The following is a 26,332-nucleotide window of genomic DNA, read 5'->3' on the forward strand; positions in this document are numbered from 1 at the left end:
TATGTATTTGACCAGAATGGAACTGGATGTGAACAAGCGCGACACAAGGAAGGCGCTGATCTCCCCTAATCTGCTTCATGGAGCCATAGAGTCATCCTTTCCGGGTGAGAGAGAGCGGCGACTTTGGCGGATAGATAAGTTTCAGGGACGGTATGATCTGCTCTTACTCAGCGCCCGGATTCCAGAACTGACGAAGATGGTAAAGCAGTTTGGAAAAGAGGAGGGCGGACCGCCCTGGCAGACCAAATCCTACGATACATTACTGGAGCGTATTCACTCCAATAGAATCTGGCAGTTTCGTCTGACGGCAAATCCAACGAAAAGTGTCAAGTCTGCTGAAAACGAAAAGCGGGGGGCAGTGCATGCACATATTACGCCGGAACACCAGACTCAGTGGCTGCTTGACCGGTGTGAGGCCCACGGTTTTTTCGTGGATCCGGAGGAAGTTGTGGTTATCAGTAGTCAATGGCAGCGGTTCTACAAAGGCAATGAACGAAAGCATCCGATCACACTGCTTTCCGTGACCTTTGACGGTATACTTACAGTGACAGATGAGGTGCGTTTCCGTCAGACCCTGGTGGAAGGAATCGGGCGCGGCAAAGCATTTGGACAGGGCATGTTGACTGTCATGGGACTAGGGACCGCTCATGGATAAGATACCTGGGATGGAGCGCCCTGATTTACAGGCACTGCCCCAAATTGGAGATCGGCTGACCTTTTTGTATCTGGAGCACTGCCAGATCAACCGGGAGGACAGCGCAATCCTGGTGCGGGATGAGCGGGGAACGACAAGAATCCCAGCAGCAGCCATTACAGTGCTGCTGCTGGGACCAGGTACGACAGTCACACATAGGGCAATCGAGTTGATTGGAGATGCCGGTGTAGGGATTGTCTGGGTGGGAGAGCACGGGGTGAGGTTCTATGCCAGCGGACGACCGCTGACCCACCGTGCTCAGTTGCTGATGAAACAGGCTCAGTTGGTCAGCAATCAGCGTACTCACTTGGCTGTGGTCAGAAAAATGTATCAACTCCGCTTCCCAGAGGAGGACGTTTCGGGCCTTACCACACAACAACTGCGGGGCAGAGAGGGAGTCCGTGTCAGAAAAGCCTACCGCACAGCGGCGAAGGAATGGAATCTTCCTTGGAACGGCCGGGAATTTGACCCGGATAATTTCTCCTCCGGAGACCCTGTGAATCAGGCACTTTCAGCTGGGCATGCTTGCTTGTATGGAGTTGCGCATGCTGTCATTGCAGCGTTGGGTTGTTCTCCGGGGCTGGGATTCATTCATGTGGGCCATGAGCGCTCATTTGTTTATGATATTGCAGACCTCTATAAGGCGGACCTCACCATTCCCATTGCATTTGAGATAGCGGCAAAAAAGCCGGATGATCTTCCAAGTGCAGTTCGCCGCAGAATAAGAGATGAAATGGCCGCCAGACACCTTCTGGAGCAAATTGTGCGGGATATACGTTTTTTACTGTCAGATGACGACCAGCCGGATAATGGAAAAACAGACATTACTTATCTCTGGGACAGCCATAAGAGATTGATTTCAAACGGCAGAAACTATGCGGAAAAAGGGGATATGCCAGAATGATCATCGTCGTTTTGACGGACTGTCCTCCAAAACTAAGGGGAGACCTATCCAAATGGCTGTTTGAAATTAACACCGGAGTCTATGTGGGAAACGTATCTGCCCGAGTGCGAGAAGCACTGTGGATCCGCATTTGTGAAACAGTCCAGCAAGGTCAGGCTACAATGGTGTATCCTGCTCCCGGAGAGCAGAAAATGGAATTCCGAGTACATAATACTACATGGGAAATGGTCGATTACGACGGAGTCAAACTCATGCGGCGACCACTTGGCCGTAAAATCACGGAGGCGGAGAAGAAGGAGAAAAATTCACGGGATCTATGCAGCAAAGCGGCTGCATATCAGCGCAGCCTCCGTATCCAACGAGTACGGCAAAAGGCCAAGTTTGAATCTGACTATACAGTGCTGGATCTTGAGACTACTGGCCTTTCACACTTGAAAGATCATATCATAGAAATCGCTGCGCTCCGCGTAAGAAATGGCTTTGTGGATGCTGAATTCCATGCCTTGGTTCAGTGTCCAATCCCAATTCCTCCTGCCGTTTCGGCGCTGACAGGATTAACAGATGGACAGCTTGTGCATAGTGGCAGGGCACTATGGGATATATTAAAAGACTGCCTTACGTTTATCGGCTCTGACCCGTTGGTGCTGCATCATGCTGCATTCGATTACGGTTTCCTCCAGGCTGGCTGTAAGAAAGTGGGGCTGCCGATACCAAGAAACCAGTGTATAGATACCTTGAAGCTGGCCCGACAGAAACTTGCCGGGCTGAACAGTTATTCCCTTGAGGCAATATCCGCTTATTTGGGACTGGATGTGACGGGCTGCCATCGAGCACAGAAAGACTGTGAACTGACACTTGGGATATATCAGAAGTTAAATGGAAAATGAGCACTTGAAAAAATAAGCGCTTGTCTTTCAAGGCTTTCTGAGTCTTTTCCCCGCATGTGCGGGGGTGATCCCGGCTCTCCATGTAGGCCAGAATATCGGCGGTGCTTTTCCCCGCATGTGCGGGGGTGATCCCTGATGATGCCAGAGAAGTGTTCAGCCAAGAGACTTTTCCCCGCATGTGCGGGGGTGATCCCAGTACAAGGCGGCTCTTGTGCGGCTAATGGATCTTTTCCCCGCATGTGCGGGGGTGATCCCGAACCTCCGGTTGGGGTAGTAACGACACAGAGCTTTTCCCCGCATGTGCGGGGGTGATCCCAGCGCAATCGTAACCGTTGCCGCTGGTCAGAACTTTTCCCCGCATGTGCGGGGGTGATCCCGACGTGCCCTACTCCGTGAGCTCGGACACGGGCTTTTCCCCGCATGTGCGGGGGTGATCCCTGATCCTGAGTCATATCATCATCCTCCTGATACTTTTCCCCGCATGTGCGGGGGTGATCCCGGTCTCCAGGTGCCCGTTCCCGCCCAGGTCCTCTTTTCCCCGCATGTGCGGGGGTGATCCCGGTCTCCAGGTGCCCGTTCCCGCCCAGGTCCTCTTTTCCCCGCATGTGCGGGGGTGATCCCGAGTCATCGTCCAGGGACTTGATTCTTTCTACCTTTTCCCCGCATGTGCGGGGGTGATCCCGTCTCCGACCGGATCAGCTCCTCCGGGAGCCACTTTTCCCCGCATGTGCGGGGGTGATCCCAACGTAGAGGTGCGGCGGCTTGAGTTCCATCACTTTTCCCCGCATGTGCGGGGGTGATCCCTAGTCGGCGCGCCATATCCATACAACCTGCAACTTTTCCCCGCATGTGCGGGGGTGATCCCAGAAGAAACTCCGGGGCTATCGTGTAGCCGTCCTTTTCCCCACATGTGCGGGGGTTATACTGACAAAAAATAATCTTTTCCTGAGTGTGTGGTAAAAAGACGCAGGGGAAAGAGCCTTTTCTTTTCCCTGCGTCTTTGGCCCTGCTTAAAAATTCCAGTGTATCTCCACCGGTGGGGCCGTTTCCCCAGGTTGCCTCCGGCCGACCAGAATATAGTCGATCAGAACCTCCACCATCTCCCTTGTGAGGTGCTCCAGGTTGGCGTATCGTTGGACCAGTTCCCGGCGGTTGTCCCCAGCGGCAATCCGGGTGTCCAGTTCTTCCAGCCGGCAGTTGGTTTCCGCGATTTTCCCCTCGATAAGCTCCTTTTCCTTGGAGAAGTCCCGAGAGAGACTGAGAAAATCCGCCTCGGACAGAATTCCCCGCACCTTGTCCAGGTAGAGCTCCCGCAGGCCCGTTTGAAACTCCTCCTGCTGCGCCTGATATTTGGAGAGCTGATCCAGCGCTTTTTGTTTCTGGGCCTGGAGGGAGCTGGAAAACTCCAGGTTTCGTTCCAGCTCATCTTGATCCAAATACTGCGCGGAAAGCCGGTTCAGCTCCTGGACCACGATGCGTTCCAGCTTTTCCACGGAAATAAATGCGCCGGTACAGACCTCTTTCGAAACGCGGCGGTTGGAGCACTGGAGATAGTGCCGTCCGCGGTTCTTCGTTGAGCGCATGGTGTATCCGCAGTTGGCGCAACGCACTTTTTTGGCAAAGAGCCCAATCGAACCGCCGGTAAAGGGCTTTGCCTTTTCATGTATCAATGCTTGGACCCGATCCCAGAGGTCCCGGTCGATGATTGCCTCATGGGTATGCTCCACTCGGATCCACTGATCTTTGGGGCGGGGCTTGTTCTGTTTGCTTTTATAAGATACACTGCCGTACCGCCCCTGGACCATGTTGCCGATGTAGATCTCATTGGTCAGCATGTGGGAGATGGCAGGATATTTCCACAGCGTTCCTGTTTTTCCAGGGGGAGATTGGTACCGCAATCCTTTCCGGCGCTTATACTCGGTGGGATTGGGGATCCCATCCTCATTCAGAATTCGGGCGATGGCCGTTTTTCCGTATCCTTGTGAAAACAAGGTAAAGACCCGGCGCACGACTGCGGCGGCCTCTGGGTCAATGATCAGATGGCCCTTCTGAGCCGGGTCCTTCTGATATCCGTAGAGGGCGAAGGCGCCAATATGAAAGCCCTGTTCCCGGCGGTTGGTGAGGACGCTGCGGATATTATCCGACATATCTTCCAAGTACCACTCGTTTACCAGGCCATTGATCTGGCGGGATTTTTTGTTCCCCTTGTTGTCGGTATCAGCATTATCCACAATGCTGACGAAACGGATTCCCCACAGCGGGAAAAGCCCGTGTATGTACTTTTCTACCAGCTCCAGCTCACGGGTAAAGCGGGACTGAGTTTTGCAGAGGATGATATCAAATTTATGGGCCTGAGCATCCGCTAAGAGGCGGCGAAACTCCGGGCGGTTTCGGTCGGAACCCGTGTAGTCATCGTCGCTGTAAATGTGAAATACTTCCCAGCCCTGCTGTATGGCGTACTGCAGGAGCATGGACTTCTGGTTTTGTATGCTGGCACTGTCGTCCTCGGCGGAGGCCTTATTCCGGTCTTCTTCCGACAGGCGGCAGTAGATTGCAGCTTTGGACATTGGACATCGCTCCTATAAAAAATACGGCCCCCTGACAATGCTCGTCAGGAGACCGCTTTTGTGGTTGTTACTGGAGCCCTGCTGCAATGGAGTTGGAATGCTCCATCTGGTTGATCAGCTGGATCCAGATCTTGGTGTACCGCTCCGCCGTCAGGGGAGTCTCGGATTTCCGGAATACACTCCGGCAGGATGGGGTAGGGAGAGGAAGTCGATTCATAAAGGGTGTGCTCCTTTCTTAGTCATTTTATGATTGCTGTTTCTCTAATAGGATGATATTTGATTATTTTTCTGGCTTGACCTTTAGTCCATAGGGTTTTAAAATTTTACCAAGGTATGCCAGGAAGCCATAGTAATCGGCTCGATCTCCGGGATACTTCTTCCCTGTGCGGTAGTTGAGAGTGTTCATCACAAAATGAATATGAAGATGTGGTTTGTCCTCATGTACAGCGGCTAAGATCTGGTACTGCTGTTTGTAATAGCGGATGGCTCGGGTTGCGATGTCCGCTGCGTCCCAGGCATCGATCCTCTCCTCTGGGGAGAAGCTGAGAATTGAGTGCCGGAGCAGAAGTCCCTCTGTCTTACCCAACGTCCGGCAGAGTCCCTCCATAGAGTCTGCTGCGATATTTGGAAAGAGAGCTCCGCCAAAGATAAGTCCGTTTTTCGCTTTCTCCGGTGAACTGACATATTGGAGTAGATCCCGGATCGCGTTCCAATCGTGGTATTTGCCCGAATGGTGGATTACTCGATAGATTGCCATAACTGTTCCTCCAATCTGCTGAGCCTCTCCCGAAGCGCCTTGTCACAGTCCAGTTCCTGAGCTGCATTCGCCAGGTCACATAGAAGCTGTGCCAAATCGCGGTTGACGGGTTCCAGATTTGGATTTTCATTGAGGCATTGGTGTCGGATATAAGCAGAGCGATCCATTCCAACTTTCTGGGCCAATGCGGTGATGCGCTGCCGTTCATCTGATGTAAGATAGACCAGTATTGGTGTTCTTTTTCCCATTTTAAGTTCATTCCTTATTTGGTACAATTCCCGCAAGCGGGGAATGCCCGCAATATTTCTGTGCAGTGAGCATTCCCTGGGGAACCCGTTATGGACTATGTAGGGATAGTATAATTTTTTATAAGCCCTAGAAAACCCAAGAGGGCAAAGGAGGTGCAGGAGACGTGGTGACATCCATATATCAAAAAGACAGAGACAAGGCGGAAGATTTTTGGGATGACTGTGGCGAAGAACTTCTGGGTCGCCTCTCACTAGACAATGTTCCACTTTACCGGCCATCCCCTCAGAGCCCAGATTTTGCGAACGCGGTCTCCAGCATTTGTATCTGCAAATGTTCGTATCATAACAAACGGGGCAAACAGCGCGTCAAATGGTTTAAGAATCCCCCCAAAAAACATCAAGAAGAGAAAAAGAGTATTTGGTTCCTTAAACCAATCGATATTGAATGCAGAAAGTATTCCATAGCACCGGAAGCCCTCAAGTTTCGATATATTTTGGCGGAGAGCTGGACGTTAAATGGGGCCTCAAATACACGCCTCTCTTTGATCGAAACTGATAGATCCGGCCGGATTCTTAGGCGCAGCACAGAACACCAGTCGGGCAGTATAGGAGTTCCGGTTTTTCCCTTTCCAAAACAACAGGTAGCGCGGATTAACAAAGTTCTCTTCAATAATTTTCTGGTTCGGTGTTGGGGAATGGGGCCCATTCCAGTCTGGCAGTTTACAAAGGAGGGAATCGCCTACTATTTAGGATGTCCGTATACAACATTAGGACCCGAATTGATCGAAGCGAAGGATCAGGCATGGAACCGCCTCAAAAGTTTGCTTCAATCGAATGCAGGGGATATTGCAGCCATACTGCTGGCATTTACATTGTTCTCGGTCCTGAAGCCGTTTTTTCCCCAGTTCCATCGACTGGACCGGTCGACGCCGTATCTGCAAGTAAAAAAACATTTTTCTGAACAGTTTGCAATTTGTGTTTCCTGTATGGACCTGGACAAAGCAACCCAACTGGCAAAGTTGTGCTGTGATATCGTCCCTAAACTTCCACCGCGTTTTCCAATTGTAGATGGAGTGAAGATCTTTCAAGCCACAGAGAAGATGGCACGTAAGGATGTTTCGATGTCGGAATTTGAGGCAAAGGTCCTTCAGAAGGCGGGTGTACTGTGGGTGGGGAGAAAACCTTCTGTGGAAGTCTCGGCCCAAAAACTGTGTCTTTCTCTTACCATCCCAACGGGAGCAGAATTCCTTGTGGAACCATTTTTACAGCCTCTGTTGGCGTACTTCACAGGGATACTACGCAATGTATCTGTTGACAGTTGGGAAGCCAGGCAGAAAGCTGTATTTACAAAATCGATTCCGGTTGTCAAAGATCTTGTCGACCATCTTATGGCGGCAGCGAATAAGCATAATTTTGCTTTTTCCGGTGATACCCCAGAGGAGTGGTATCAAAACAATACGAAATCTGAGACATTACGGCTGGAGTCATTGGAGATGTTTGTATTACAAGATGTGGGAGAGTGCCGAGATGAGATAATGGAATGGGCGATAGCTCAAATAGATCACTTGGAGGAAGAATTCCGTAATCGATTCAAACAGGCCCGCAAAGACATTCGAGCGATAGAGAGAAAAATTTTTGTGGAAAAGCAAACGCTCGAACGACTTTACAAAGACGTAGTGGAAGGTGTGAAAAAATACAATCTAGATGAGCAATCACAGAAAAAGGTCGCCTATTTTCTGGCGGCATATCAGTGTTTCTTACAGTTGTGCGCTCCGGAGGACGAACAGGGGCCTATGATCGCACAGCTGGAACGTGCGCTTCTGCGGGAGTGGCAGCAGTTCCAGCCGGAGTTTCCGGTCCGAGCCGTTTTAGAGACCTACCTGATAAAGTTAATTTCAGAAAAACGCTGTGCTCGTCTTCGCGGGAAAGGTAGTGATAGGGAAACTGTTTGCCTCTGGTACGACCCGAGGAAACAAATGTTCCTGCTAAAAAATTCCTATTTTCCTGAGCTAAAGAAGCTGTTTGCAGAAAATTATAAATTTACAAAACGAAACTGGGAACTGTTGATGGAGAAGGCAGGCTTTCTGGAGACAGTACAGCGAGAAACTCAGACCCGCCGCTCTTTTGAGATTCGGACCAAGACGGGGAGTTCTGAAAAGGTATCTGTCCTGAAAATCCGTGCCCAAATTTTGTCGGAGAAATTTTTTGCTCATAAAATCGTGCACGTTGCGCTGCAGAAGATGGAGCAAGACACAAGCTCTTACCGCTCGGGTTCATGACCAAATAAGAAAAAACGCGCCGGCACTTCATGGGAAAAAGTGTCTGCGCGTTTTTTGATAAAGATGGTTGAAAGGAGACTAATTATATGGACTAAATTAATTAAGTAAAATTTTAAAAAGTATTAGTCGATTTAGCGATTTATTTTACGATGAATTCCTCCAGTGCTTCTGCTGAAATCCTCCAGCTTCTTCCAATCCGAAATCCACGGAGCTTCCCGGAATTCAAGAGTGTATAGACACTATTTTTTCCAATTCCAAGAACTTCCATTACTTCAGCCGGAGTAAGGACGGTGCACGATTCCAGGACGTTTGAGAACCGGTCCTGGGCGTAGTCGAGTGAATCACGGTACATATGAATTCCCCCTTTTTGCATTATTCCCCTGTTGCACCCTGTTTGCTTTTCCTGTCCTCTTCAAAAATATATCATTTCGATAGAAAGCCGGAAGCTGCTGAGGTTTACGCCTCAAACGCAGCTTCCGGCTTTTCTCATTTTTCGTTGGAAAGGAGAAGGAAACTATGCTGAAAACGCTTTTATCCGTCATTCGCGCCGTCATCGTGGAACTGGTGAATCAGCTGTTCCGGCAAGTCTGTACTACTATGGGGTGAATCAGGATGACCGCCAGGAGGCCCAGGAGAAGCTGCTCGGGGTTCTTCTGGCGGCTGCAGCAGCCTTACTGTGTGCAGCCATAGACTATTTTGTGAAACAGGAGGATGAAGAGCCATGACAGGAGAAACTTTTACATGTGCCGTCTGCGGTGGGGAATACGAGTTGGACCAGCGGCGGGAGTTTGACGACCAGGATCTTTGCCCGGACTGTCTGGACCAGGAAACCGAAATTTGTTCTGTTTGTGGGGAACGGCTCTGGAGCGAACATAACGCAGGAGACTCCAACACGCGCCTCTGCCAGGACTGCTATGAACGCCTTTACACCAACTGCAGCCGCTGTGGGGGATTGATTCGTAATGACCAGGCCTTTTACGCCTGGGATGATGTCGGCAATGAGGAACCTCTGTGTCGCGACTGCTATTCCCGCTCCACTCAGCAAAAGGCCATTCAAGATTACTATTACAAGCCTACCCCGATCTTTTATGGAAAGGGCCCTCGTTACTTGGGCGTGGAACTGGAGATTGATGGAGCTGGGGAGTGCAGCGACAACGCCCAGCAGATTCTGGAACTGGCCAACGAAAGCCGGGAGTTGATCTACTGCAAGCACGACGGCTCCCTGAGCGATGGGTTTGAGATCGTGACCCATCCTATGACCCCGGAGTTCCACCAGAAGAACATGCCCTGGAGGGAGATCCTGCGAGAGGCAGTCTCCATGGGGTACCGGAGCCATCAGGCCGGGACCTGCGGGCTCCATGTCCATGTGAGCCGTGCCGCTTTCGGTGAGACCTATCAGGAGCAGGAAGCCGCCATTGCCCGGGTGCTCTACTTCTTTGAGAAGCACTGGGAGGAGCTGTTGAAGTTCAGCCGCCGGACTCCGCGCCAGCTGGAACACTGGGCGGCCCGATACGGCTACAAGGAACATCCCAAGGATATTCTGGACCACGCCAAGAAGGGAACCAATGGAAGCCGCTATACCTGCGTCAATCTCCAGAACGACAGTACCATTGAGTTTCGGATCTTCCGGGGCTCACTAAAATACAACACGTTAATCGCCACTTTGCAGCTCGTTGACCGGATCTGCGATGTGGCGATTTTTCTGTCTGACGAGGAGCTGAAGGCCGTATCCTGGACCACCTTTGTCTCCGGCTGTCAGGCTCCGGAGCTGGTGCAGTATTGTAAGGAGCGCCGCCTGTATGTAAATGAGCCGGTGGCCGGAGAGGAGGAGCTGTGAGATGTGCTGTCTATTCGGCCTAATCGACTACGGACACAGCCTGTCCAAAGGGGAGCGAAACCAGATTCTTGCCGTACTCTCCACGGCTTGCGAGGTACGGGGAACGGACGCCGCCGGAATTGCCTACCACAGCCGGGGACAGCTCCACGTCTATAAGCGTCCACGGCCCGCCCATGCCATGCACTGGAGGATTCCTGGAGACGCTTGGGCGGTGATGGGGCACACCCGCATGACCACCCAGGGGGGTGAAAAACGCAATTACAATAACCACCCCTTTCCGGGCCGTGTCAAGGAGGGACCCTTTGCTCTGGCCCACAACGGGGTGATCCAGAACGACCGGTCGCTGCGGAAAAAGCTGCGGCTACCCAAGACCAGGATCGAGACGGACAGCTATGTGGCGGTCCAGATCCTGGAGCGGGAGAGAGCGCTGAACTTTGACAGCCTACGGCGGATGGCCGAGCAGCTGGAGGGCTCCTACACCGTCACGTTGCTGGGGCCTAAGAATGAACTGTACTTCATCAAGGGGGACAACCCCATGTGCCTCTACCACTACCCAAGTGCGGGACTTTACCTGTATGCGTCTACAGAGGAGATCCTGAACCGGGCGCTGCGGTGTCTGCGTCTGTCGTTTGGAAAACCGATACCGGTCTCAATTCAGAGCGGAGAGATTTTGAAAATCGACGAGGACGGACATATCTCCTACGGAGAGTTTGACGACAGTAAATTGTTTTCCTCCTGGCGATGGCCGGGATGGTATCCGTACAGCAGTTGGCGCAGGTTTGGAGAAAAGACGGAAGAAGCGGACCCTTACCTGGAGGAAATCAAGTCAGTGGCTGCCGCCTTTGGATACACACCGGAGGACATTGATCAGCTGTACCAGGGAGGATTTACGCCCGAAGAGTTGGAGTCCGTTCTATATAGCAGAGAATTATGGTGAGGAAAAACGCATGAAAATTCTAATGGTGGAGCCAGGAAAAGCACCCTATGTAAGAGAAATCGCACATGGCCTGAACGCAATGCAGCAGGTAGTGGGCGGCCCAATCCAAGCGGTCTACCCCTTTCAGGATTCTGCCGCTCTTGTGTGTCACGAGGAGGGAAAGTTGCTGAAGCTGCCCCTGAACCGAGCCCTGCGAACGGTAGATGGGACGGTCTATGATATGATCTCTGGCCCTTTCTTTGTGTGCGGACTGGCTGGGGACAGCTTTGCCTCCCTGACAGAGGAACAGATTCAGAGATATATGAGCATCTTCCGGCGACCGGAGCAGTTCCTGAACATCAGCGGAAGTCTGCTGATCCTGCCTGGATAAACCAAAACCGTGTGCCAATAGGGCATACCCTAGTGGCACACGGATTATGTATTTCAAAAGGGTCGGTTTCCGAGATTTGGCATGTGCCAATTTGGAAACCGACCCTTTTGAGAAAGGTTCAAGTTATTTCTGCAGGAGCATCTAAGAGGGAAACACAATATTCCTTTAACTTTGGAATGTCATATTGAATGATCTCCCAAGTAGTTTCCGGATCTACGGTACCATAACTATGAGCGACAATATTCCGCATGGCTTTGATTTGACGCCAGGGAATCGAAGAATGCTGAGATCGAAATTCCTCGCTCAATTTTCCTACCAGCTCTCCAATTTGCAGGATACAGAGAGCGGCTGCGTTTCGATAAATAGGATCTGAGGAAAAAATAGAGCCATCGTTGCCAAAACGGGCCACGGTATCTTCAATCTGCTGACAATAGGAGACAATATGCTCCAGGATGTGGATATCACGATTAAGAGGCTTCATATAGCAGCACCTCATCGTTGTGAATGGATTCCAAAAAATAGGAATCCAAACTGGTGGTTGGAATCAAGTCGACGGACACTCCAAGAGAGTCTTCCAAATCAAGGAGAAGACCTGCCAGCTGTAACCCCTGGATTGCGCCCTTATCAATGCGGAGATCGATATCGCTGTCCTCATTCATATCTCCGCGGGCGTAAGAGCCAAATAGATAGATCCGCTTCGCACCGTATTGTCGGGCTAAGCGGGAAACGATATCCTGGATCTCAGATAGCGTGCGGACTGCCATAATAACCACTCCCCGAAACAAGATTCTGTACAAACTTTATCAATTTTAGTATACCAAGGAACTGTAAACTTGGCAAGAGAAAGGGAATGAACGATGAAAATCGGCTATATCAGAGTGAGCACACAAGAGCAGAATACGATTCGTCAGGAGATCCTGATGGAGCGCCTGGGCGTGGATGACCTCTACATCGACCGGGCCAGTGGGAAAAATGCACAGAGACCGGAACTGCAGAAAATGATGGAGTATGTGCGAAAGGGGGATACCGTTATTGTCGAGTCGATCAGCCGGTTTGCTCGGAACACCCGCGACCTGCTCGAATTAGTAGAGCGGCTTACAGGCAAAGGTGTAGAATTTATATCCCAGAAGGAGGCGATCGACACTACGACGCCCACAGGAAAGTTTATGCTGACCGTTTTTGGTGCGGTGGCAGAACTGGAACGGGAATACATCCTCCAGCGGCAGCGGGAAGGAATTGCGGCTGCAAAAGGTCAAGGGCGATATAAGGGGCGAAAACCCATTGAGCCGCCAGGTCTGGACATGGTTATACGACGGTGGCGGGCAGGAGAGCTGACAGCAGCAGAAGCTATGAGAAAGCTGGACTTGTCACCCAGCACATTTTATCGGAAAGCAAAAAGATTCGCCGGTTAAGGCGAATCTTTTTTTGTATTCATGGCCAAAAGAAAGGTTTTCAGCAGACTTTCGGCGTACTCCCGCTCTGTATTTGTACAGCTGTGGAGGAGAAGAGAAATCGGATCGTCGGCCTGAGCCTCTGCTCTGCCAAATAGAATATAATCTGTGGTCAGACGGAGCGTGGAAGATATCTTACAGAGGGTCGGAACAGACATCCCTTTGACGCCGAGTTCAATATCCGAACAAAATTTCGGTGTGACCTCCAGCAGTTCGGCAAACTGTTCTCTGGTGTAGCCAAGATATTCCCGCTGTTTTCGTATCCTGCTTCCGATTGCTATCCAGTCCATATAGCGCCCCCCAGTAGTTTCATTCAGTTTATCCCGGAGAGTTCCTTCTATAAATAAACTTTTGGTGTTGAAATAAAAGAACTTTTAGGGTAGAATAAGGGATAGGAAACAGGAGCTTTTTTCTTCTCATGGACAGTTTCCGTCTAACCCGGTCGGTATAATGGAGAAGGAGGGAGAGAAATGGCAGAGGAAAAAGGATTCCGCCTCCTATCTCTGTACGATCAGTTGGTCAACCGGGGGAGCATTTGGAAGAAAGAGGCTGCGCAAGTCTTTGGCGTGTCTGAGCGCAGCATTCAGCGGGATATTGAACAGCTCCGGAACTTTTTTGCGGAGCAGACTCCGCCGTTGGAGATCCACTATGATCCGGAGCGGAACTGCTACCGGCTGTCCGAGGGTAAGGGTGCGCTTCTCTCCTGTGGGGAAATGCTGGCGGTTTGCAAGATTCTCCTAGAAAGCCGGTCGCTATCAAAGCGGGAGCTGGATCAGATTCTGGATAAACTCCTGGCTCCTGGCATACGGCCGCCGGAGCGGGAAAAGCTCCAGGAGATTCTTTCCAACGAGCGCCATTGTTATGTGGAGCCCCGCCACGGAAAACCGCTGGTAGACATTTTATGGACCCTGGGGCAGGCCATTCAGACCCATTCAGAGATCGAGGCGGATTATCAAACTCAGACAGGAGAGAAGAAGCACCGCCGGCTCCAACCAGTGGGCCTGATGTGCTCCGAGTTCTACTTTTATTTGGCGGCATTTTTGAAAAACGTGGACCGAAATGAGGAATTTGAATATCCGGAGGACCCCTATCCCACTATCTATCGGGTGGACCGCCTGGAACAGATCCAGGTACAATCGGAACACTTCACCGTCCCATATAGTCAGCGCTTTTCAGAAGGGGAATTTCGAAAGCGGGTCCAATTCATGTACGGAGGGAGGCTGCGGACGGTTCATTTTCTGTATCAGGGACTGTCGGTGGAAGCCGTCCTGGACCGCCTGCCCACAGCGGAGATTGTCGGCGAGCGGGACGGGACGTATGAGATCCGGGCGGAAGTGTTTGGAAAGGGGATCGATATGTGGCTGAAAAGTCAGGGGAATCGAGTCAAACGGTTGTAGAATAATTGGAAGGAGAATCCATAATGGAGTGGGGAGCCATTTCCAAAAGTGATGCTGTCTTGTTAAGACAGGATTCCTGTGAGACACAAGATTATTTGTGTTCCATTGCCTGCGGAGCCATTGCAGGTTTGCTTGATATTTTTTTTGTAGGGGCTCCGGGCGAGAGTGCGCTTGGGCAGTGGACGGACAAACAGGTCGATACTGCCGTCATGAAATTTGCAAGCATGACAGGCTGGAAACCGGCTGCTGGAAAGGAAAGCAATGTTGCCAGTGCAATCGGTTACTTAGAGCGAAAATTTAAAGTAAATTATGATCAACGTTACACAGCGGATGTAGACAGCGTTTTTGCTATGAGCACCAAGAATCATCATATAAAATCGCTGGCCCACTCGCCGGATGTCGTCGGGCTCTTTTTTTCCATTCTGAACCAATTTACCTCAACTGCTTCCTTTATCAGCAATGGAAAACTAATTACAATACAGACACAGACATTCGAATTGCAAGGACATAATGTTATTTCAAAACTTTTCTGTGGTGTGGCAAACTGGTTTGGACATATCATGTCCGATATTGCAGGGAGTTCCGGTAGTCGAGGAAATTCTGGACGAGGGACAGGCGTGGCTATTCCTTTTTTTGAGCTTTTTCAATTTTGTAATTTTGGAAGTTTTCAAATCGGAAAAGATCGACAAGATTTTGCGACCTTAGCAATCCGGGCTTTCCAAGAGGGATATGATGCCCGTTTTAGCCTTGCTATGGCGATCCCGGTTCTGGTATGTGATTTAACCATTCGGCTCATTTGGACAATAAAGAGGTATTTTTATCGTGGAATTCCTTTGACCGAGTGTGTGCCAACGCAAGCTCATGCGGATTTGAGAGTAATGCTACTTTTTGGACACGGCACGCTGTGTCTGATGGATGGAGCAGATGCGGCTATTCGTTCTGGCGGGAATTGGTTAAATCTCTTTTTGCGTATGAATCTGATTGCCTGGGTACGTTTCAGTACATTGGTTTTGAAAGAAATCTGTATTCGTACCGGAATTGCGCTTTCACTTCAAAAACAATTGGATGCATATAAGCGGATTAACAAAAGTCTCGAGCTCTATCTTACCCAACTGAAGAGCATTGATTTGGAATCTTTCCAGCAAGAAACGGAATTTTATAATCATTCGCTTCAGTATATGGATCACGTTCAGACAGAAGATCAACTTAACATCCTTCTTCGGAAATCCATGATTGACTTAGGAATTGACCTTCCTTGGCAGGGAAATTTTGATACCTTTATGTCCAACAAAAAGAATCATCTGGTGTTTCGGTGATGTTTTACTGCGATCGATGCGGAGCATGCTGCCGGAATCTAAGGAAGTCCAAGCTGTATGCCGAACTGGACCGGGGGGACGGGACGTGCCGGTACCTGGCTGGAAATCTGTGCAGCATTTATGAAAACCGGCCGCTTTTGTGCCGGGTCGATGAATGTTATCATCTGTTTTTTCAGGAGATGATGACTTATGAGGAGTATATCCGTCTCAATAAAGAGGCATGTAAATTATTGAAAGAGTGAAGGAGGATATTATCATGCCATTACCGCTTATTTTAGGAGGAGCCGCCGCTGCTGCCGCTGCTGCCGGGGTTGGAAGCGCCATTCATGGGGGCGTAAAAATGAAAAAAGCTCACGACACCATGAAGAGTGCGGAACAGCGGCACCAGGACAACATTGCTCGCTTTGAAGCGCAGAACAAGCAGACGACCGAAGCCATGGATGCGCTGGGTAAGAAAGAACTGGAGATCCTGGAGAGCTTTCAGAAATTTTCCGACATTTTTGACCGAATCCAGAACCGCCCTGAGTTCCAAGAATATAGCAAGGATGATGTGAAGATCCCCATGTATAATGCCGAGGAACTGAAGGAAGTATCTGTAGGAGCGGGAGTCCTGCTGGGCGGTCTTGGCGGTGCCGCGTTGGGCACAGCCGGTGGGTTTGCCGCTGCTGGTGCGACAACAGCCGCCGTTATGGCGTTTGGGACAGCCTCTACCGGAACGGCCATTGCCTCATTGAGCGGCGCTGCGGCAACCAATGCCACGCTGGCTGCTCTGGGCGGCGGAGCGATTGCGGCCGGCGGCGGAGGGATCGCACTTGGTACGACGATTCTCGGCGCGACGACGTTGGGCATGGGACTTCTGGTTGGTGGGATCATCTTCAATCTGACCGGCAGCAAGCTCTCAGATAAGGCCAATCAAGCCATGGAGCAAATGAAAAAGGCGGAGGAAGAAATCAACCAGATCCGGCTGTATTTGGTGGAGCTGGCCGATACGGAGGCAAAATTTGAAAAAACACTCTCCGCTGTAGATCGGGTCTACCGGCGTCATCTGGAGCAGCTCGGCAATCTGGTGATTTTGTCCGGAAAAACTGACTGGAATCTTTATTCCGATGCGGAGAAGACGCTGACAGAGAACACGGTCCGGTTGGTAAGCATGCTCTTCCAGATGTGCAAGGTGCGGCTGGTTTTGAAGGGGGAGAAGGAGGCCGACTTAAACCGGATCAACCACAAAGAAATTGATGCGGCGATTCAAAATGCAGATGGTTTCCTGAAGGAGAAGGGCTTGACAGCGCTGACTTAAACCGTATAAGATAGGAAAACTCCCTGATTCCGTTTTTGTTGCGGAATCAGGGAGTTTGATGCATTTTAAGGGCTGTTGGCCTTACGCCATTGCACCATCTGCTGCCAGGTCCTCTGTAAGGTCAGCGATGACGTCGCCCGTGGACTGGATAGAGCCGGCGCTCCAGGGGAAGCCCGAAGCTGCCGTGGGATAGACGCCGGTGGTGTGGTCTACAAAATAGGGGGCAAAGGACGGGGAGTTCCGTACCTCCTCGTCAGTGAGGTTCCGGGTCAGCTGATGGACGATGGCAGCCACCATCTCCATATGGCCCAGTTCCTCAGTACCGATGTCGGTGAGCAGTCCCTTTGCCTCGGCATAAGGCATAGAGTAGCGCTGGGACAGATAGCGCATGGAAGCGCCCAGCTCCCCGTCGGGACCTCCGTACTGACTGATAATAAAAGCGGCGAGTTTGGGATTAGGTGTGGCGATCTTTACCGGGAACTGGAGCTTTTTTTCATAAATAAACATGTCACTTCACCTCATTCTGCTGGTAGTTCCAGGGCCATGGGTCCTGGAGCCAACGGTAGGTGTCCTCCGTGGCCGCCGTGCTTTTCATCAGCGGCCCGAACCGCTTTTCATAGGCCGCCTTGGCGGACTTTTCCATGGCAGCATACTGCTGGAACAGCTGGAATGCCTCCATGTCATCCGGATGGGTATCCAGATAGATGCCCAGCTCGAGCACCACGAACTCCAGTGCCTGGAGCTCTACCAGCGGATTGGAGGGAAGGGTGCTGCCTTCCACTTTCAGATGGAAGGGCAGATTCAGACCGGGAAACAGCGTACCGTTACTCAGGGCATCCCCCTGAGAATATTTTTGAGACCCATTCTGCTGAAAGGGGACATAGGGGACAGCCAGCCCGGCACAAGAGGGGAGTGTGCCGAAATAGTCCGGGCAGCTGGCCGATCCGGCCGCGCTGCAAGTTTCTTTGTTCAATGCAGGATTCCTCCTTGTGTGGATTGGAGGATTGCTCCTCCGCACCATCCTATGCCGTGGGGAGAGCGGCGGCCCCGGCGGGACACAGGCGTCCCAGAGCATGTCCGCGGCGGATCGCCCTCTTTTTTTCGAGGAGCTTTCTGGATCGGGCCTGGAAAGGGCAGGAATGTCTGGATTCTCAGATTGCATTTTGTCTGGAGAGCCGCTATAATGAGAATCCGAGGAACCCACTGGGAGGAACTTGATCCATGGAACATCAGACCGTATCGCTCCCCAGAGTGATGGTGGCGGCCCCTGCCAGCTCCAGCGGGAAGACATCTCTGACCTGCGCGCTGCTCCAGGCCGCCCTGAACCGGGGATTGGACCCCTGTGCCTTCAAATGCGGCCCGGACTATATTGACCCTCTCTTCCACCGGGAGGTGCTGAGTCTGCCCAGCCGCAATCTCGACTTGTTTTTTTCGGACGAGCCCACGGTGCGGGGGCTGATGGCCCGTGCCGGTGCGGGCCATGGCCTGGCCGTTCTGGAGGGCTGCATGGGCTTTTATGATGGGATCGCCGGAACGGAACGGGCCAGCAGCTGGCACCTGGCCAGGGCTACGGATACGCCGGTCGTTCTCACCGTCGTTCCAGGGGGCACCTCCCTCACATTGGCTGCTGTTTTGCAGGGGCTGCGGTCATTCCAGGCACCCGACATGATACAGGGCGTCATCCTGAATCAGTGCTCCCCGAAGCTCTGCCGCCATCTCACACCCATTTTGGAGAGGGAGACCGGCCTGCAGGTTTTGGGGCATATCCCGCGGATGCCGGACTGTGCGCTGGCCAGCCGCCACCTGGGCCTCATCACGGCGGCCGAGGTAGAGGGGCTTCAGGAGAAGATCCTGCGTCTGGCCGGCCAGATGGAGGAGAGCGTGGACCTGGACGCCCTGTTCGCCATTGCGGCTTCAGCCCCCCCTTTGACTGCATCGCTGGAGACAGCGAGGCCCCGGAGCGGCGGCGGGATACCCATCGCCGTAGCACGGGACCGGGCTTTCTCCTTTTATTATGAGGATAACCTAGAACTGCTGGAGGAGCTGGGGGCGGAGCTGGTGGAGTTCAGCCCCCTGACCAGCCGGCACCTGCCTTCCGGGGCAAAGGGCCTGTATCTGGGCGGAGGCTATCCGGAACTGTATGCCCGGCAGCTGAGCCGGAACAGGGCTCTGCGGGCGGAGATCTGTGCGGCAGCCCGCGCCGGGATGCCAGTGCTGGCGGAGTGCGGCGGTTTTCTCTATCTCCAGGAAGAGCTGGAGGATGAAAACGGTGTCTTCTGGCCCATGGCGGGGGTCCTGTCCGGCAGGGGGAAACGGGCATCCGGAACCGGCCGCTTCGGCTATATCTCCCTGACGGCAGAGCAGGACACCCCTTATCTTCCTCGGGGGGAGACCATCGCAGCCCACGAGTTCCACCGCTGGGACAGTGGGGACAACGGAACGGCCTGCCGGGCGCAAAAGCCTTTGACAGGCGAAGCGTGGCTCTGTGTCCGGTGTGAGGGAGCCCTGTTCGCGGGATTTCCGCACCTGTATTTTCGGTCAAATCCGGCCTTTGCGTCCCGGTTCGTGGCGGCGTGCGGGCGATTTCAGGAGGGAGCATTATGACGACCAGCGTATTGAGTATCGCGATCTCCGGCATCACGCCGGCGGATCAGGGGGCTATGGCGGAGGCGGCCCGCCGCTGGGACTCCATCGCCAAGCCCATCGGGGGCCTGGGTCTGCTGGAGGAGGCGGTGATCCGGGCCGCCGGAGTCCAGGGGACCGCGGATGTCAGTCTGGACAGAAAGGCTCTGGCCGTCTTCTGCGCAGATAACGGTGTGACTGAGGAGGGGGTCACCCAGACCGGGCCGGAGGTGACGGCCTCTGTGGCGGCCTCCATGGCCTGGGGGGAGGCCTGTGTCTGCCGCATGGCCTGGACCGCTGGAGCACAGGTGTTCCCGGTGGACATCGGGATCGCCCACCCGGTGGAGGAGGGCGGCCTGCTGCGCCGCCACGTGACCCGTGGGACCAGGAGCATCGCCAAGGGCCCTGCCATGACACGGGACGAGGCGGTGGCCGCAGTGGTCACCGGCATCACGCTGGCAGAGGAGCTCAAGGGCAGGGGATATCGCCTATTGGCGGCAGGGGAGATGGGCATCGGCAACACCACCACCGCCGCCGCCGTGACAGCAGTGCTGCTGGGGCGGCGGGTGGAGGAGGTGACGGGCCGGGGCGCCGGCCTGTCAGATGAAGGGCTGGAGCGGAAGATCGCCGTGATCCGCAGGGCCATCGAAGTCAACGCCCCTGACCCCCGGGACCCGCTGGATGTGCTCTCCAAGGTGGGAGGGCTGGATATCGCCGGTATGGCGGGCTTTTATCTGGGGGCCGCCCTCCACCATGTGCCTGTGGTACTGGACGGCGCCATCTCCGCCGCGGCCGCCCTGCTGGCTGTGCGGCTCTGCCCGGACGCGGCCAAGGCCCTCATCGCCAGCCACAGGTCAGCGGAGCCCTCCAGCGGCCTGCTCCTGGACGCCCTGGGGCTGCGCCCTATTGTTTCGGCGGACCTGAAGCTGGGAGAGGGGACCGGTGCCGTGACCATCATGCCCATGCTGGATATGGCCATGTCCATCTATCGGGACATGGCCACCTTCCAGGGCCTGGGCATCCCGCCCTATCGCCGCCAGAGCTGAGATGGAGGCACTGGTGTACGGCGGCGCGGCCAGCGGCAAGAGCCGGTACGCGGAAGATCTTCTGTGTGCGCTGTCCGGTGAGGGGCCTCGGATCTATCTGGCTACCATGGAGGCGATGGATGAGGAGAGCCGGGCGCGGGTCCGGCGCCACCGGGCCCTGCGGCAGAACAAGGGCTTCTCCACCCTGGAGTGCCCGCGGGACCTGGGCGGGCTGACCATCCCGGTGGGGAGCAGCGTGCTGCTGGAGGATCTGGGCAATCTATGGGCCAATGAGCTGTTTTCCCCTTCGGGCTTCGACCCGGATGGGGCCCTGCTCCGGACGGCGGAGGGGTTGGAGCGGCTCAGCGTCCAGGCCCAGAACCTGGTGGTGGTGAGCGCCGATGTGTTCGGAGAGGAGGTCCCCTGTTCTCCCGAGACGGCGGTCTATCTGGACGGGCTGGCCAGCCTGCACCGGCTGGCTGCAGGGCGGTGCGGCCGGGTAATAGAGGTGGTCTGCGGACTGCCGGTGATCTGGAAGGAGGAGTGCTGTTGAGGTATCTGCGGGCGGTCTCTATGGCCTTCTCCATGTACTCCCGTCTTCCCATGCCCTGGGTCCGGTGGTCCGACGACTGCCGGGCCTGGGTTTTGTGCGCGTTTCCCCTTGTGGGGGCTGTCCTGGGTCTGCTCCTGCTGGCCTGGTCCGCGCTGGCGGATCTGCTGACGCTGACGCCGCAGCTCCGGGCAGCGGGGGCGGTCCTCCTGCCGCTGGCCTACACCGGTGGTATCCATATGGACGGCTTCTGCGACACCTGTGATGCGCTGGCCTCCCACCAGGACCGGGCCCGGAAGCTGGAGATCCTGAAGGACTCCCGCGTGGGGGCCTTCGCGGTGCTGGGCTGTGTGTCCTATCTCCTCCTGCAATACGCCCTGTGGTGCCAGCCGGGCTGGGAGAAGGAGGATCTGTGGGCACTGGCTCTGGTCCCCGTGCTCTCCCGGGCCATGTCGGGGTACGGGGCGCTGACCCAGCCGGGGGCTAGGGCGGACGGCCTGCTGGCCGCCTTTACGGAGCAGGAGCAGGGGAGGGGGCGGCAGCGGTTTTTGCTGTTTCTGTGCGCTCTGCTGGCGCTGGCCATCGGGATGCTGGGGGTGGGCTGCGCCGCTGTGGCCGCCGCCATCCTCGTCTATCTCTGGTATATCCAAATGGCCCGTCGGGAGTTCGGCGGTCTGACGGGTGACCTGGCGGGGTGGTTCCTTCAGGTGTGCGAATTGGGCTGTCTGGCGGCGATGGTGTTGGCGAGAGAGATAGCGGAGGTGTTGATATGATCCTGATCGTGGGCGGCCTTGGGGCAGGAAAACGGGACTTCGCCCGGCGTGAGCTGGGGGTCCGGGAGGAGGAGCTGTCCCCGGTCCTGGGGCTTGGGACACAGGTGCTCTACGACCTCCAGGCGCTGGACCCCCTCCCGGATCTGGAGGAGCTGATGGGACTGCGGGCAGTGATCTGCAACGAGGTGGGCTGCGGCCTGGTCCCCATCCAGGCGGAGGAACGGCAGCGGCGGGAGGCGGTGGGCCGCCTCTGCTGCCAGCTGGCGGAGAGGGCCGAGGCGGTGTACCGGATCTCCTGCGGGCTGGCTATAAGACTAAAATAGAACAGACAGAGAGGAATAGACATGGAATTGCTGATGATCCGCCACAGCTCCACCAGAGGGAATCTGCTGCGGCAGTATGTAGGCTCCCAGGACCACCCCCTGGCCCCGGAGGGCGTGGCGCTGGCGGAGCGCCGCCGGGGGGAGATGCCTCCCATCGATGGGCTGTGGGTCTCACCTATGCTCCGGTGCCGGCAGACGGCTGAGATCCTGTTTCCCGGCGTGGAGCAGCGGCTGGTGGACGCGCTGAAGGAGTGCGATTTCGGAACCTTTGAGGGCAAGACTTGGGCAGAGCTGAAGGACAACCCCATCTATCAGGCGTGGCTGGCGGGGGACCCCCACATCGCCTTTCCCGGAGGAGAGGTGCTGGGGGAGCACATCGCCCGCTGCCGCCGGGGGGTGGCCCATGTGGTGGAGCAGGCCCGTGCCCTGGGCATGTCCCGGCCCGGGATTCTGGCCCATGGCGGGACCCTGATGTCCGCTATGTCCGGCTTTGCGGTGCCACATCAGGATTTTTACAGCTGGCTGCCCAGCAACTGCGGCGGATACCTAGTCCGGGTGGAGGAGGGGAAGGAGCTGGCCTTCACCCTTCTGGAGACGCTGTGAGCCGCCTGTGGGTCCTGCTGGCCGCTGCCGCGCTGGACTGGCTCCTGGGGGACCCGGCGTGGATGCCCCACCCCATACGGCTGATGGGATGGACCATCAGCCGCCTGGAGACCGGCCTGCGGCGGCTTTTTCCCAGGACGCCGGGAGGAGAACTGCTGGCTGGCGGGGTGCTGGTGCTGACCATGGTCCTGCTCTTCGGAGGGGGGAGCCTGCTGCTCCTGGCCGCTCTATATGCCCTCTCTCCGGCGGCGGGGACTGCGGCGGAGGTCTGGCTCAGCTATCAGCTGCTGGCCGCCCGGTGCCTCCGGGATGAGAGTATGGCGGTGTATCGGGCCTTGACCGGCAGGAGCCTCATGGACGCGCAGAGGGCGGTTGGCCGCATTGTAGGACGGGATACCCAGTGCCTGGACCGGGACGGCGTGACCCGGGCCGCAGTGGAGACGGTGGCAGAAAACACCTCTGACGGCGTGATCGCTCCCCTGTTCTGGCTGGCTCTGGGCGGGCTGCCCCTAGGCATGGTGTACAAAGCTGTCAATACCATGGACTCCATGGTGGGATACCGAAACGAGCGATACCTCTTTTTCGGCAGGGCTGCGGCCCGCACCGACGACGTGGCCAATTATTTGCCAGCCCGGCTGTCCGCCCTGCTCATGTGCCTGGCCGCCGCTCTGCTGCCTGGATTCCGGGGGCGGGACGCACTGCGGATCTGGCGCAGGGACCGGCGTAAGCACAAGTCCCCCAACTCCGCTCAGACGGAGGCGGCCTGTGCCGGGGCGCTGGGGGTCCAGCTGGCCGGGGATGCCAGCTATTTTGGGACGCTGGTCCGAAAGCCCACCATCGGGGAGGCGGAGCGGCCCATCCGGCCGGAGGACATCCCGGCGGCCAACCGACTGATGTACGGGACCGAGGTCCTGTGTCTGGCCCTGTGCGCCGCAGCGGCAGTGCTGTGTTCTCACATATTCAGATAGGAGGGAGCGAAATGGAGGAGAGGACCCACGGTGGCGACATCTATGGACTGGAGCGGCCTGTGCTGGATTTGTCCATCAGCCTGAACCCCTTGGGGGTGCCGCCCTGCGCCATCCAGGCGGCGCGGGAGGCGCTGGAGCGCTCTCCCGCCTATCCTGACCCCCTCTGCCGTGGCCTAAGGCGGGCCATCTCCGCCCGGGACGGCGTTCCGGAGGACTGGGTGCTGTGTGGGAACGGGGCCTCTGACCTAATCGACCGGCTGGTCCGAGCCCTGCGTCCGGACCACGCCCTGGTCCTGGCCCCGACCTTTTCAGAGTACCACAGGGCCCTGTACAAAAATAATTGTAAAGTTAAATTCCATTACGCAAATATGCACGAAGATTTCCGCTTTTCCAGCGCCCTGCTCGGAAAAATTTCCCAGGAAATTGATGCTGTGTTCCTCTGTGATCCCAACAACCCCACAGGCACACTGATCTCTCCCCAGCTGTTGCGGGCCCTTCTGGCCCGCTGCCGGGAGGCCGGAGCACTGCTGGTGGTGGATCAGTGCTTTCTGGAGTTGTCTCCAGGGGAGCCGGACCGGCTGGTTCGGGAGCTGGAGGGCGGAGGGCTGCTACTGCTGCGGGCCCTGACCAAGAGCTATGCCATGGCCGGGCTGCGGCTGGGCTACTGCCTGTCCGATGACCGGACGCTGCTGGCCGCTATGGCGGAGGAGGGCCCGCCCTGGCCGGTGTCACAGCTGGCACAACAGGCAGGGATATCTGCTTTACAGTATGCGCCGGACTGGCCATTTCGCGTCCACCAGCAGTTGGAGGAGGAGCGCCGCTATCTCTCTCAGGAACTGAGCAGGCTGCGGTTCCACGTCTACCCAAGCGACTCCAATTTCCTGCTGTTCCAGGGGGAGGAGGGCTGGCGGGAGCGCCTGCTGGACCGGGGCATCCTGATCCGGAGCTGCGCCGACTTCCAGGGGCTGGGTCCTGGCTTCTACCGCGTCTGCGTCAGGAGCCGCAGGGAAAATAAGAGGCTGATCCAGGCCATTCAGCAGGAGAGGGAGGCTTTCCATGGCTAGATCCATCATGATCCAAGGGACCATGTCCAATGCGGGAAAGAGCGTTCTGGCGGCGGGGCTGTGCCGTATCTTCCGGCAGGACGGGTACTCTGTGGCTCCCTTCAAGAGCCAGAATATGGCGCTGAACAGTTTCATCACCCGGGAGGGACTGGAGATGGGGCGGGCCCAGGTGATGCAGGCGGAGGCGGCCGGCGTGGAGCCCTCTGTGCGGATGAATCCCGTCCTGCTCAAGCCCACCAGCGATGTGGGGAGCCAGGTGATCGTCAACGGGGAGGTGGTGGGCAGCATGTCCGCCGCTGCCTACTTGTCCTACAAAAAGCAGCTGATCCCCACTATTCTGGAGTCCTACCACGCCCTGGCCCAGACCCACGATATCGTCGTACTGGAGGGGGCCGGCAGCCCCGCAGAGATCAACCTGAAGGCGGAGGACATCGTGAATATGGGGATGGCCCGGATGGCGGGGGCGCCTGTGCTGCTGGCGGGTGACATCGACCGGGGCGGTGTCTTTGCTGCCCTTTACGGGACCATGGCCCTGCTGGAGCCTGATGAGCGGGCTATGGTGAAGGGGACTATCATCAACAAATTCCGGGGCGACGTGGAGATCCTCCGCCCCGGCCTGACCCAGCTGGAGGAGCTGACCCATGTGCCGGTGGTAGGGGTGGTGCCCTGGATGGAGCTGGATCTGGATGAAGAGGACAGCCTCTCCCAGCACTTTTCTGCTAGACGGGAGGGGAAGCCCCTGGACGTGGCGGTGATCCGCCTGCCACGCATCTCCAACTTCACCGATTTCGCCCCTCTGGAGCGCCATCCGGCGGTAGGACTGCGCTATGTGGACAGGGTCCAGGCACTGGAAAGGCCGGATCTGGTCATCCTCCCAGGTACGAAGAGCACCCTGGCCGACCTGTCCTGGCTTCGGCAGAGCGGGCTGGAGGGGACGATCCTCCGGCTGGTGGGAAAGGGTGTCCCAGTTATCGGGATCTGCGGCGGATTCCAGATGCTGGGCCGCACTCTGGAGGACCCCCAGGGCGTGGAGGGAGGCGGCTCCATGCATGGGATGGGACTCCTGCCGGTGGCCACCACCTTTTCTCGTAAAAAGTCCAGAGAACAGAAGTGTTGTCAAGCGGATCTCCCTGACGGATTTTATGGACGGCTCAGGGGGTGTCCTCTGGAGGGCTATGAGATCCATATGGGGACCAGCGGGGGAGAGAGTATCTTCACCGTGGAGGGCCGGGTGCTTGGGACCTATCTCCACGGACTGTTTGACAGCGGTGCGTTCACCTGCGGGCTGGTGGATCTGCTCCTGGATGAGAAGGGGGTGGAGTGGAACGGAGAACAGTCCTGCACCGAGGACGCCCGTACCTTTAAGGAGCGGCAGTATGACCGGCTGGCTGACATGCTGCGGCGGAGCTTGGACATGGAGGCCATCTATCGAATTTTGGAGCAGGGCCTGGAGTAGGCTGGCC

The 26,332-nt window shown here is 55.6% G+C and carries 29 protein-coding genes, 1 pseudogene and 1 CRISPR repeat array; of the genes and pseudogenes, 20 read left to right on the forward strand and 10 right to left on the reverse strand.

Translation table 11 applies throughout. From position 1 onward, the window contains the following. Position 1: 1 nt before the first annotated feature. The 3 genes from cas6e to cas2e are packed head-to-tail and all read left to right on the forward strand — an operon-like array spanning position 2 to position 2,485. A complete protein-coding gene (gene cas6e / locus BN1969_RS13475; protein WP_050624778.1) occupies positions 2–655 on the forward strand; it encodes a type I-E CRISPR-associated protein Cas6/Cse3/CasE in 654 nt (217 codons plus the stop codon). Continuing rightward, positions 648–1,598: a type I-E CRISPR-associated endonuclease Cas1e gene (gene cas1e, locus BN1969_RS13480; protein ID WP_050624779.1), complete on the forward strand. Its 951-nt coding sequence runs from the start codon at positions 648–650 to the stop codon at positions 1,596–1,598. Before cas6e ends, cas1e begins: the two co-directional genes overlap by 8 nt. Continuing rightward, the gene (gene cas2e / locus BN1969_RS13485) at positions 1,595–2,485 is read left to right on the forward strand and encodes a type I-E CRISPR-associated endoribonuclease Cas2e (protein ID WP_050624780.1); all 891 of its coding nucleotides are present in this window, start codon (positions 1,595–1,597) and stop codon (positions 2,483–2,485) included. The genes cas1e and cas2e overlap by 4 nt, the downstream gene beginning before the upstream one ends. A gap of 43 nt (positions 2,486–2,528) precedes the next feature. Next, a CRISPR array of direct repeats spans positions 2,529–3,411; the repeat unit is 29 nt; unit sequence CTTTTCCCCGCATGTGCGGGGGTGATCCC. An 84-nt stretch (positions 3,412–3,495) separates the two neighbouring features. Here cas2e and BN1969_RS13490 read toward each other — a convergent pair. The 4 genes from BN1969_RS13490 to BN1969_RS13500 form a co-directional block, all read right to left on the reverse strand. Further along, positions 3,496–5,052: a recombinase family protein gene (locus BN1969_RS13490; protein WP_050624781.1), complete on the reverse strand. Its 1,557-nt coding sequence runs from the start codon at positions 5,050–5,052 to the stop codon at positions 3,496–3,498. A gap of 67 nt (positions 5,053–5,119) precedes the next feature. Then, on the reverse strand, positions 5,120–5,269 hold the full coding sequence (locus tag BN1969_RS18070; RefSeq protein WP_154669736.1) for a hypothetical protein: 150 nt from the start codon (positions 5,267–5,269) through the stop codon (positions 5,120–5,122). Between the two features lie 63 nt (positions 5,270–5,332). Beyond that, entirely contained in the window at positions 5,333–5,809 is a 477-nt protein-coding gene (locus BN1969_RS13495) for a relaxase/mobilization nuclease domain-containing protein (RefSeq protein ID WP_050624782.1), read from the reverse strand. Further along, complete coding sequence (locus BN1969_RS13500) at positions 5,791–6,057, reverse strand: plasmid mobilization protein (RefSeq protein WP_050624783.1); 267 nt, start codon at positions 6,055–6,057, stop codon at positions 5,791–5,793. The genes BN1969_RS13495 and BN1969_RS13500 overlap by 19 nt, the downstream gene beginning before the upstream one ends. 164 nt (positions 6,058–6,221) lie before the next feature. Between BN1969_RS13500 and BN1969_RS13505 the strand changes: the two genes are divergently transcribed. Further along, complete coding sequence (locus BN1969_RS13505) at positions 6,222–8,336, forward strand: hypothetical protein (RefSeq protein WP_050624784.1); 2,115 nt, start codon at positions 6,222–6,224, stop codon at positions 8,334–8,336. Between the two features lie 139 nt (positions 8,337–8,475). On the opposite strand, the gene BN1969_RS13510 is transcribed toward BN1969_RS13505, so the two are convergent. Continuing rightward, positions 8,476–8,688, reverse strand: coding sequence for a helix-turn-helix domain-containing protein (locus BN1969_RS13510; protein ID WP_050624785.1), 213 nt, complete (start codon positions 8,686–8,688; stop codon positions 8,476–8,478). A 369-nt stretch (positions 8,689–9,057) separates the two neighbouring features. Between BN1969_RS13510 and BN1969_RS13515 the strand changes: the two genes are divergently transcribed. From BN1969_RS13515 to BN1969_RS13525, 3 genes are read left to right on the forward strand one after another with little or no spacing between them, the layout of a single operon-like run. After that, entirely contained in the window at positions 9,058–10,173 is a 1,116-nt protein-coding gene (locus tag BN1969_RS13515) for an amidoligase family protein (protein ID WP_050624786.1), read from the forward strand. A gap of 1 nt (position 10,174) precedes the next feature. After that, the gene (locus BN1969_RS13520; RefSeq protein ID WP_050624787.1) at positions 10,175–11,110 is read left to right on the forward strand and encodes a class II glutamine amidotransferase; all 936 of its coding nucleotides are present in this window, start codon (positions 10,175–10,177) and stop codon (positions 11,108–11,110) included. 10 nt (positions 11,111–11,120) lie between these two features. Beyond that, the gene (locus tag BN1969_RS13525; protein ID WP_050624788.1) at positions 11,121–11,480 is read left to right on the forward strand and encodes a DUF3846 domain-containing protein; all 360 of its coding nucleotides are present in this window, start codon (positions 11,121–11,123) and stop codon (positions 11,478–11,480) included. A 118-nt stretch (positions 11,481–11,598) separates the two neighbouring features. Here the strand turns inward: BN1969_RS13525 and BN1969_RS13530 are convergent, their stop codons facing one another. Further along, a complete protein-coding gene (locus tag BN1969_RS13530; protein WP_050624789.1) occupies positions 11,599–11,961 on the reverse strand; it encodes a HepT-like ribonuclease domain-containing protein in 363 nt (120 codons plus the stop codon). After that, positions 11,948–12,244 carry a nucleotidyltransferase family protein gene (locus BN1969_RS13535; RefSeq protein WP_050624790.1) on the reverse strand — a complete coding sequence of 99 codons (297 nt, stop codon included), beginning with the start codon at positions 12,242–12,244 and terminating at the stop codon, positions 11,948–11,950. Before BN1969_RS13535 ends, BN1969_RS13530 begins: the two co-directional genes overlap by 14 nt. A 93-nt stretch (positions 12,245–12,337) precedes the next feature. On the opposite strand from BN1969_RS13535, the gene BN1969_RS13540 reads away from it, so the two are divergent. Further along, a complete protein-coding gene (locus BN1969_RS13540) occupies positions 12,338–12,892 on the forward strand; it encodes a recombinase family protein (protein ID WP_050624791.1) in 555 nt (184 codons plus the stop codon). Here the strand turns inward: BN1969_RS13540 and BN1969_RS13545 are convergent. Further along, positions 12,889–13,221 (reverse strand): helix-turn-helix domain-containing protein, encoded by a 333-nt coding sequence (locus BN1969_RS13545; RefSeq protein ID WP_050624792.1) that lies wholly within the window; start codon positions 13,219–13,221, stop codon positions 12,889–12,891. The genes BN1969_RS13540 and BN1969_RS13545 overlap by 4 nt on opposite strands. Positions 13,222–13,401: 180 nt before the next feature. Between BN1969_RS13545 and BN1969_RS13550 the strand changes: the two genes are divergently transcribed. The 3 genes from BN1969_RS13550 to BN1969_RS13560 all read left to right on the forward strand — a co-directional run bounded on the left by BN1969_RS13550 (position 13,402) and on the right by BN1969_RS13560 (position 16,941). Then, on the forward strand, positions 13,402–14,328 hold the full coding sequence (locus BN1969_RS13550) for a helix-turn-helix transcriptional regulator (protein WP_050624793.1): 927 nt from the start codon (positions 13,402–13,404) through the stop codon (positions 14,326–14,328). Positions 14,329–14,351: 23 nt separating this feature from the next. Further along, complete coding sequence (locus BN1969_RS13555) at positions 14,352–15,644, forward strand: hypothetical protein (protein WP_050624794.1); 1,293 nt, start codon at positions 14,352–14,354, stop codon at positions 15,642–15,644. Between the two features lie 256 nt (positions 15,645–15,900). Then, a complete protein-coding gene (locus BN1969_RS13560) occupies positions 15,901–16,941 on the forward strand; it encodes a hypothetical protein (protein WP_050624795.1) in 1,041 nt (346 codons plus the stop codon). Between the two features lie 96 nt (positions 16,942–17,037). On the opposite strand, the pseudogene BN1969_RS13565 reads toward BN1969_RS13560, so the two are convergent. Both BN1969_RS13565 and BN1969_RS13570 read right to left on the reverse strand, forming a co-directional pair. After that, positions 17,038–17,448 (reverse strand): annotated as a pseudogene (locus tag BN1969_RS13565) (manganese catalase family protein); the annotation flags it as partial. Position 17,449: 1 nt separating this feature from the next. Further along, positions 17,450–17,914, reverse strand: a complete 465-nt coding sequence (locus tag BN1969_RS13570) for a spore coat protein CotJB (RefSeq protein WP_050624796.1) — start codon at positions 17,912–17,914, stop codon at positions 17,450–17,452. Between the two features lie 248 nt (positions 17,915–18,162). Between BN1969_RS13570 and BN1969_RS13575 the strand changes: the two genes are divergently transcribed. Genes BN1969_RS13575 through BN1969_RS13615 form a run of 9 tightly spaced genes read left to right on the forward strand, consistent with a single transcriptional unit; the run spans position 18,163 to position 26,325 of the window. Next, positions 18,163–19,545 (forward strand): cobyrinic acid a,c-diamide synthase CobB, encoded by a 1,383-nt coding sequence (locus tag BN1969_RS13575; RefSeq protein ID WP_207642598.1) that lies wholly within the window; start codon positions 18,163–18,165, stop codon positions 19,543–19,545. After that, positions 19,542–20,609, forward strand: a complete 1,068-nt coding sequence (cobT, locus tag BN1969_RS13580; RefSeq protein ID WP_050624797.1) for a nicotinate-nucleotide--dimethylbenzimidazole phosphoribosyltransferase — start codon at positions 19,542–19,544, stop codon at positions 20,607–20,609. The genes BN1969_RS13575 and cobT overlap by 4 nt, the downstream gene beginning before the upstream one ends. A 13-nt stretch (positions 20,610–20,622) precedes the next feature. After that, positions 20,623–21,141 (forward strand): bifunctional adenosylcobinamide kinase/adenosylcobinamide-phosphate guanylyltransferase, encoded by a 519-nt coding sequence (locus BN1969_RS13585; protein ID WP_242850345.1) that lies wholly within the window; start codon positions 20,623–20,625, stop codon positions 21,139–21,141. Further along, positions 21,138–21,911, forward strand: coding sequence for an adenosylcobinamide-GDP ribazoletransferase (locus tag BN1969_RS13590; RefSeq protein ID WP_050624799.1), 774 nt, complete (start codon positions 21,138–21,140; stop codon positions 21,909–21,911). Before BN1969_RS13585 ends, BN1969_RS13590 begins: the two co-directional genes overlap by 4 nt. After that, on the forward strand, positions 21,908–22,234 hold the full coding sequence (locus tag BN1969_RS13595) for a bifunctional adenosylcobinamide kinase/adenosylcobinamide-phosphate guanylyltransferase (protein WP_050624800.1): 327 nt from the start codon (positions 21,908–21,910) through the stop codon (positions 22,232–22,234). Before BN1969_RS13590 ends, BN1969_RS13595 begins: the two co-directional genes overlap by 4 nt. A 21-nt stretch (positions 22,235–22,255) precedes the next feature. Next, complete coding sequence (locus BN1969_RS13600; RefSeq protein ID WP_050624801.1) at positions 22,256–22,837, forward strand: histidine phosphatase family protein; 582 nt, start codon at positions 22,256–22,258, stop codon at positions 22,835–22,837. Beyond that, positions 22,834–23,805: an adenosylcobinamide-phosphate synthase CbiB gene (cbiB, locus tag BN1969_RS13605; protein ID WP_050624802.1), complete on the forward strand. Its 972-nt coding sequence runs from the start codon at positions 22,834–22,836 to the stop codon at positions 23,803–23,805. The genes BN1969_RS13600 and cbiB overlap by 4 nt, the downstream gene beginning before the upstream one ends. 11 nt (positions 23,806–23,816) lie before the next feature. After that, positions 23,817–24,869, forward strand: coding sequence for a pyridoxal phosphate-dependent aminotransferase (locus BN1969_RS13610; RefSeq protein ID WP_050624803.1), 1,053 nt, complete (start codon positions 23,817–23,819; stop codon positions 24,867–24,869). Next, the gene (locus BN1969_RS13615) at positions 24,862–26,325 is read left to right on the forward strand and encodes a cobyric acid synthase (protein WP_050624804.1); all 1,464 of its coding nucleotides are present in this window, start codon (positions 24,862–24,864) and stop codon (positions 26,323–26,325) included. The genes BN1969_RS13610 and BN1969_RS13615 overlap by 8 nt, the downstream gene beginning before the upstream one ends. Positions 26,326–26,332 lie beyond the last annotated feature (7 nt).

The organism is Clostridium phoceensis, assembly GCF_001244495.1.
GTDB lineage: Bacteria > Bacillota > Clostridia > Oscillospirales > Oscillospiraceae > Lawsonibacter > Lawsonibacter asaccharolyticus.